The following is a 7037-nucleotide window of genomic DNA, read 5'->3' on the forward strand; positions in this document are numbered from 1 at the left end:
ATTGTCTTCGGCCATGGTTGACTCCCCGGAGTGTGGCCGTGCCGAGTGCAGGGGCGCTTTGTCTCGTGCACGGCAGGATGTGTTTCACGGTAGGCCGCTGGGGGCGGTCTTCGGATCGAATCGCGGGGTGAAAGGACGTCGGTCCGCAATCGACGACAGGGGTCCAACGACTCTTCCCCCGAGCGCGTAGGGCGGTGACGCTGGAGTCGACGGAAGGAACGAGCATGCACGCGCGGCACATCATGAGCATCCCCGTCACCACGGTCGGCCCGACGACGTCGATCGACGACTGCCTGCGCATCGCCGACGAATCCGGCTTCACCGCCCTGCCTGTCGTCGAGGACGAACACCTGGTCGGCATCGTCTCCGAAGGTGATCTGCTGCGCGAGAAGTTCCACAACCATCCTCGAACGGAGGGCACCGCAGCCGATGCCATGACCAGCCCGGTGGTGGCGATGACCCCAGAGACCGAGGTCAGTGCTCTCGCCTCCGCGATGCTGCGCTCCGGTCTGCGCGCAATCCCGATCGTCGAGAACGGCAAGATCGTCGGGATCGTGACACGGCGCGATCTGCTGTCGTTGCTGACGATGGATGACACCCGCATCCTGCACGAGGTTCAGCACCGTCTCGACGTCTACGCAGGACCACATCGCTGGACGGCGACGGTCACCGACGGCCGCGTCGACGTTTCCGGCGCAGACGCCGAGGAGTCCGAACGTCGGGTCGTTGCCGCGCTCGCCGAGACGGTCCCCGGTGTGACCGGTGTACGTGTCGGCTGACGCCATGACCCCCGGCGCAGACAACCACACGCACGGTCCGCGAAAGGTGATCGGATCGAAGCAGATAGAGCGTATCGGTCCAGGTGATCTGACCGAGCTCGTCTCGGATGTCGGACCGGTACCACTGCACGTCGGTGCGGTACTTTTCCTCGCCGAGACCGACATCGACACCCCGGATCCGGCGACGGTGCGGTCCGTCCTCGCCGAGCGACTCGTCCGGATCGGGCGGTTGCGGCAACGTTTGATCGAACCGGGCTGCGGGCTCGGACGTCCCTACTGGTTCGACGATGCGCACTTCGACCTCGAAGCCCACCTGTCGCAGGTGCGGTGCCCGGCTCCCGGCGACCGGGAGGCCGTCCTGTCGCTGGCGCTGGACGCGCTCACCTGGCTATTGCCTCGAACGCGGCCGTTGTGGCGTGCGATCGTCGTCACCGACATCGCGGATCCCCACGGCCGGGTGGCGGTGGTGATGGTGCTGCACCACGTGCTGGCCGACGGGATCGGAGGTCTGGCGATTCTGGCGCACCTCGTCGATGGCCCGCACACCACCGCACCCACCGACGACCCTGTCTCGATTTCCGAGCGGCCCCGGAATCGGGAATTGTTCGTCGACAACCTCACCGAACGTCTGCGGATGCTGCGCCATCTTCCATGGACCCTCGCCCGTATTCCGGCAGCGTGGGCCGAACTCGGGCGCGGCACCGGTGGACGTGCACCTCGCTGTTCGTTCAATGCCCCCACCGGTGCTCGCCGTGCGGTCAGCACGGCCGAGATGGAGTTGGAGACCCTCCGCCGGGTGGGGCGATGCGGGGCGGCGACGGTCAACGATGTGCTGCTGGTGGCCGTCAGCGGCGCCCTGGCCACGGTCCTGCGCAGGCGCGGGGAGCGCCCGTCGGAGTTGGTGATCTCGGTACCGGTGTCCGCTCGTAGCGCTGCCGCCGGTGGCCAGTTGGGCAATCAGGTCGGGGTCATGCCCGTGCGGGTACCGCTGGTCGGGACACCGACACAGCGTCTGGTGGCCGTGGCCCACAGGACCCGACTGCAGAAGGCGACCGTGCGCGGTGGGTCAGCCGCGGTGATGGGTCCGTGGTTCCGGGCCCTGGCCGCCACCGGGATGTTCCGGTGGTTCATCGACCGGCAGCGGCTGGTCAATTCGTTCCTGTCCGACCTGCCGGGCCCACCCACGCCGCTGACGATCGCCCACGCGCCGGTCACCTCGATCGTGCCGCTGATCGTCAGCACCGGAAACATCGCTGTCGCCTTCGTGGCACTGTCCTATGCGGGCACACTGACGGTGACGATCATGGTCGATCCGGATCTCGTCCCCGACCTCGAAGAGCTCACCACGGCTCTGCACGAACAGTTCCACCACCTCGCCGACGCCGCAGACCCAACAGCACCGTAACCAGCAGATATCACCGGACCGGCACACATGCGGGTCTTTTGGGTCACGCGGCAGACGACGACGCGACAGACAGGACCGATGCATGTCTCCCGAGACCGAGACCTTGCGACTCCAACTGGAAGAAGTCGGGGCCCGGCACTGGTGGGCCGCGCTTCTGGCGACCCTGTCCTCCCAGTCGGGTAACGCCTACATGCGGTTCGTCGGCGTCGTCGACGGCCGAGCACGTTACCGCGGTGCCGCCTTCCCCGTCCCCCGACTATGGGGAACGGTACCCCCACAGGACCAGTGGGCACCCGGGATGGACGACAGCCTCGCCGAAATACAACACCGCATCGAAGGGGACGGATGGCGCCCGGTCGACCACGGAGCGCAGCCGTGGGAAGTGACCTACCAACGGCCGAGCACGCCTGGCGCATCCCGGTGACAACTTGGGAAGCGCACCCATGGTCCGAATTGCGCCATTTGGTGCCCTCAACCGATGTGCCACCCCGGCGAACGGCGCACCTGTTGCCACTCCTGCTGCCACCGCACGATCCGATGTCTGTTCATCACCCAGTGCAGCCCGAACAGGACGAGTGCGCATCCCGCCGTTCCGAGGACGAGAAACGCCAAAGCTGTTCCGAGCGCCGCGATCGCGTTCTCCGTTCCGGTACGCGGCGCCGGCCTGTAGTTGCCGTCCTCATCGACCCAGATGAGCACAGTCTCCCCCGCCTCGGCGCGGGTCTCGAGTCTCACCCGACCGGTGTGCTCTGTGCCCGCCGCCTCCCAACGCGCGAGAACAGGGGCAAGTCCTGTCGAAGTCTCGGATACCGGGTCCCGCACCGGCATTGCACCCGCATCGTTGTCGACCACGAGTGCCGGCACTTGCTGGGCCCCGGTGATCGCCTGATGTGATCGTTCGGTCAGCTGCGCATACGAGACGGTTCCGATCGCACCGGCAATGGGCACGAGCAGCATCATGGCGGCCACTATGAAGATCACTGCGACGGTCTCGATCCGGTCACTGCCGCGCATGAGCGGATTCGGGCTCCACGGCCGCAGGCGCCACCATCGAATCACTACCGGATCCTTGCGACTCATCACACTCTCCGGGACATCCGTTGTCCTGTCCTCGGTGTTGTTCTGTCCTCAGTGTCGACCGTCTACCGCCGTTGCTGTAGAGCCATTGGTCGCTTCCATGGGCGCGCCCGGTGGCCACCGAACGCCGGGCACGATTCGGTAGAGCCGTTGTTCCCTTCCCGGCACTGACCTGTGCGACATACGCTGGGACCGACCACCGGCAACGCCCCCGACAAATCCGCCGAGGGCGCCGCGCCGTCACCTCTGCGTGCCCCACCGCACCAGTGCACAGTCCCGGAGTCGTTCCTCCAGTGACCCGACGACTCCCCCGACCGTCGTTGTCGTCTGGAGGGCCAATCCGTGAAGACCGGCAAAGTCGTCCTGCTCGTCGTCGGCACAATCCTCTCGCTGCTCGGCATGCTCTTGGGGGCCGCCGCGTTGATCCTGGGGGTGCTGTACGTCATCCAGCGGGACAAGGGATATCTGACCACCCCCACCGAGACGTTCCGAACCGCCTCCAGCGCGCTGCTCTCCGAACGTGTGGATCTGTTCCTCGACGAACCGGCCCCGCCCGGTTTCCGCACCCAGGACATCGGCCGTTTCCTCGTGCGCGCCACGGCCACCGCACCGGAGCGTGAGATCTTCGTCGGAATCGGCCCCACCCGCGACGTCGAGGCCTATCTGGCGGACGTCGCGCACACCGTTATCACCGAGGTGCAGTTCGATCCCTTCGACGCCGACTACCGGGAGATCCCCGGCGACGAGCCCGCCGCAGCACCGAATGAGCAACCCTTCTGGGACGCCACCGCCGTCGGGGCGGGAACCCAGCAGGCCCAATGGCCGGTACGTGAGGGAAGCTGGACCGTCGTGGTCATGAATGCCGACGGCTCACCGGGAGTCGATGTCCGCCTGCAGGCAGGGGCGCACATCGACCTGCTCGGACCGCTCGCGCTGGGGGCGCTGGCCGGCGCCGTGGTGTTGCTGATCCTCGGACTGCCCCTGCTGCTCGCCGGGGCGATCGGACTCGGCCGTCACGGACCCCCACCTGCGCACCGGCCGGCATACGGTGCCGCCGACGCCACGCCCACACCGGCACCGCAACACCAGGTGCGGGCGTACCCGGTGCACCTGCGCGGAGAACTGGACGAACCGCTGTCCCGGTGGCTGTGGCTGGTCAAATGGATCATCGCGATCCCGCACTACCTCGTGCTGTTCTTCCTGAATGTCGCCTTCGTGTTCGCCACCCTGGCCGCCGGGGTCGCCATCGTGGTCACAGGCCGCTATCCCCGTGCCCTGTTCGATTTCAACGTCGGGGTGTTGCGCTGGAACTGGCGGGTGGCGTTCTACACCTATTCGGCGCTGGGCACCGACCGCTACCCCCCCGTTCAGCCTGCACCGCACCGACTACCCGGCCGATCTCGAAGTCGACTACCCCCAGAGACTCTCCCGCGGACTGGTGTTGATCAAGTGGTGGCTGCTGGCCATCCCCCACTACCTCGTCCTCGCAGTGCTGGCGGGCGGATGGCTCGGCGGCTGGAGCATCGGGATCGTCACCGGCAACGGTGCTGACAACGCCACCGGCAACGGCACATGGGCGTTCGGTTCACTGCTGGGCGTGCTGGTGTTGTTCGCGGCACTGGCGGTGTTGTTCACCGGCACTTATCCCCGGGGATTGTTCGACTTCGTCATGGGCATCAACCGCTGGCTATATCGCGTGTGGGCCTATGCCGCGCTCATGCGCGACGAATATCCTCCCTTCCACTTCGACCAGGGCCCGCACGACCCGGGCGAGCGCGCCGACACCACCCCACCGCCAGGACCGGCCGCCTCCTCGTCGGTCCCGGACCATTTGTCAACCCGCGAACCACCGCGTCTGTGACGTTCTGGTCCACACTCGATGCGCCGCACCAGCGACCGTGTCCGCCCCGACGCTGCCGAGCACGACCGAGGATCGGTGTACCGGATCAGGCCTCTCGCGCATCTCTCCGGATGTCGGCACCTCGCTCGTGGACGATCCGGAGAGCTTTCGGGTCGATACGCAAACCCCGCTCCTCGAGCACGAGGGGATACGTGCGGAGCGAATCGGGGCAAGATCGGCGCCCATTCATGAGGCGTCCCTACGGACGCGGCTTCGGTGCGGTCGGCAACGGATGCTGCGGTCACCCCCGATCTGCGGTCCAGGACGGCGCGCAGGTGCCTCTGGTGGTTCGTGCGGCCGCGTTTCGGTCCCATCATGCGCGTGCCTGTGGACCATTGACTCCGACTGTCGATGCAGCATGGAGTCCGATTGCTCGCCCACTGCCGTATCGTCCGGGTACATGGCAATCGAGCCCAGTGTCCTCGACAACGCTGTGGGCCTCGGCATCGCTTATGGGGCGGGAATCGGGATGGTTCTCGGCCTTGCGATTCGAGACGATCCCGCGCAATCGGGTCGGCATGCCGGCCTCAGAACCGCATGGCCCCCTTGCCTCGATGAGGGCTCGGTGAGCAGAGTCCGCGCCACGCGCACCGTGGGCTTCCCCGTGTGTGGCTGCCGGGTGGAACAAGGGAAATCAGGTGCCTCGGCGGGCATCGGCTGCGATGGTGCGCACGGTGGCACGCATGATGTGACCGACGAACGGCCGAATCAGCCACCAGTACCGCATCATCTGCTTGTGTGAGCGCGGATCTGTCGTGCTCGTGCGGCATTCGTAGCTGAGCACACTGCGGTTCGCGCCGTTGGGTCGCACCAGGAAGTGACAACCGATCTTTCCCCATCCTGGGTCGTCGAACGCCGCGAACTCCTCGCGAGGGACGTCGCGCCATTCGATGTCGGGCTGCCAGAACTTACCGACCGCACCGAAGGCGATCTCCCGATCGGGTACCTGCCCCAGGATCAGCCAGCCGGGTAACCCAGCCGACGAGGGGTCGGCGAACATGCGCAGCTCAGGCAGCGTTGGCGCCGGTCGGCGGGCGAGACGGGCGGGCAGTCCGCGGACGAAGAAGGCCGCGGTCAGCAATGGGGTGCGGACCCGCAGGAAATCCAGATCATGCGCGGCCCGGTAGGTGGCGGACACATCGGCTTCGACCGTCAGGTGTTCGGTCAGCACGACATCGTAGGTCGGTAGATAGACATCGAGCAGATCACCGGTAGCGGGGTTGTCGGATTCGGTTCCTGTCACCGCTCCACGATAGGAACATCGTGCGCCGCAACGGGCGCTTTTCGCGCCGGGGTCATTGAGATCGTCGAAGGCCCGCCGCAGCCGCCGCTGCTCTGCAGGGTGAGCACCTACCCCTCGAGACGAATGTCGTTACCGTACCTGGCCGTGGTCCCGATCGACCGGGCCCGGCCGCGGTGCCGGTTCGGTCCCGATTCGAGCCCCTCGCCGCCGGAGCACGGACACCAGATACGCGGTCCCGGGCGTAATCTGGAAAGTCGCCAACGTCAGCGGTCGGCGGGTGAAAGCCCCGTTCCGCCGACATCGAGCAATGCCGCGGGAGATCGACAAGCACGATGGAGGAGACGTCGAATTCCTGCTTCATTGCCCGTGCCCTCGCGTGACACGGAACGGGATTCGTCGAGTCGACACCCCTCGGGGTCGGTGACTTCCGAGAATCGGCGCCCAAGTCGCGAAGCCAGGTCGTGTGCCTGCGCGATGGACGACACGGTTGGATGCTGCACACAGCAGATGCGCAACCGCTCTACTCTCGACTCGGATTCGTTGCCTCCGGCCCGACATATATGAAACGGCCGTGTAAAACACCCTCAGCCGACCAGTCGATTCGTGCTATGCGACGCCGAGACGCCGAACCGC

The 7037-nt window shown here is 66.5% G+C and carries 7 protein-coding genes; 5 read left to right on the forward strand and 2 right to left on the reverse strand.

Annotated elements, in window-relative coordinates; all coding sequences use genetic code 11:
- Positions 1-224: 224 nt before the first annotated feature.
- The 3 genes from ACPCXD_RS22730 (at position 225) to ACPCXD_RS22740 (ending at position 2608) form a co-directional block, all read left to right on the forward strand.
- Positions 225-779, forward strand: a complete 555-nt coding sequence (locus tag ACPCXD_RS22730) for a CBS domain-containing protein (RefSeq protein ID WP_026061932.1) — start codon at positions 225-227, stop codon at positions 777-779.
- 4 nt (positions 780-783) lie between these two features.
- On the forward strand, positions 784-2184 hold the full coding sequence (locus ACPCXD_RS22735; protein ID WP_423661191.1) for a wax ester/triacylglycerol synthase domain-containing protein: 1401 nt from the start codon (positions 784-786) through the stop codon (positions 2182-2184).
- Between the two features lie 82 nt (positions 2185-2266).
- On the forward strand, positions 2267-2608 hold the full coding sequence (locus ACPCXD_RS22740; protein WP_016696365.1) for a hypothetical protein: 342 nt from the start codon (positions 2267-2269) through the stop codon (positions 2606-2608).
- Positions 2609-2655: 47 nt separating this feature from the next.
- Here the strand turns inward: ACPCXD_RS22740 and ACPCXD_RS22745 are convergent, their stop codons facing one another.
- Entirely contained in the window at positions 2656-3243 is a 588-nt protein-coding gene (locus ACPCXD_RS22745; protein ID WP_229568214.1) for an Rv1733c family protein, read from the reverse strand.
- A gap of 360 nt (positions 3244-3603) precedes the next feature.
- Between ACPCXD_RS22745 and ACPCXD_RS22750 the strand changes: the two genes are divergently transcribed.
- Both ACPCXD_RS22750 and ACPCXD_RS22755 read left to right on the forward strand, forming a co-directional pair.
- Positions 3604-4812, forward strand: coding sequence for a DUF4389 domain-containing protein (locus ACPCXD_RS22750; protein WP_423661192.1), 1209 nt, complete (start codon positions 3604-3606; stop codon positions 4810-4812).
- On the forward strand, positions 4751-5122 hold the full coding sequence (locus tag ACPCXD_RS22755; protein WP_423661193.1) for a DUF4389 domain-containing protein: 372 nt from the start codon (positions 4751-4753) through the stop codon (positions 5120-5122). The genes ACPCXD_RS22750 and ACPCXD_RS22755 overlap by 62 nt, the downstream gene beginning before the upstream one ends.
- Before the next feature lie 673 nt (positions 5123-5795).
- On the opposite strand, the gene ACPCXD_RS22760 is transcribed toward ACPCXD_RS22755, so the two are convergent.
- On the reverse strand, positions 5796-6404 hold the full coding sequence (locus ACPCXD_RS22760) for a hypothetical protein (protein WP_229568211.1): 609 nt from the start codon (positions 6402-6404) through the stop codon (positions 5796-5798).
- Positions 6405-7037 lie beyond the last annotated feature (633 nt).

The sequence above is a fragment of the Rhodococcus sp. AB351 genome (assembly GCF_049538275.1).
Lineage (GTDB): Bacteria > Actinomycetota > Actinomycetes > Mycobacteriales > Mycobacteriaceae > Rhodococcus.

What these genes read in the sequence shown, in the direction of transcription:
- ACPCXD_RS22730 (WP_026061932.1), top strand. Translation starts at nt 225, where the DNA reads ATGCACGCGCGGCACATCATGAGCATCCCCGTCACCACGGTCGGCCCG.
- ACPCXD_RS22735 (WP_423661191.1), top strand. Translation starts at nt 784, where the DNA reads ATGACCCCCGGCGCAGACAACCACACGCACGGTCCGCGAAAGGTGATC.
- ACPCXD_RS22740 (WP_016696365.1), top strand. Translation starts at nt 2,267, where the DNA reads ATGTCTCCCGAGACCGAGACCTTGCGACTCCAACTGGAAGAAGTCGGG.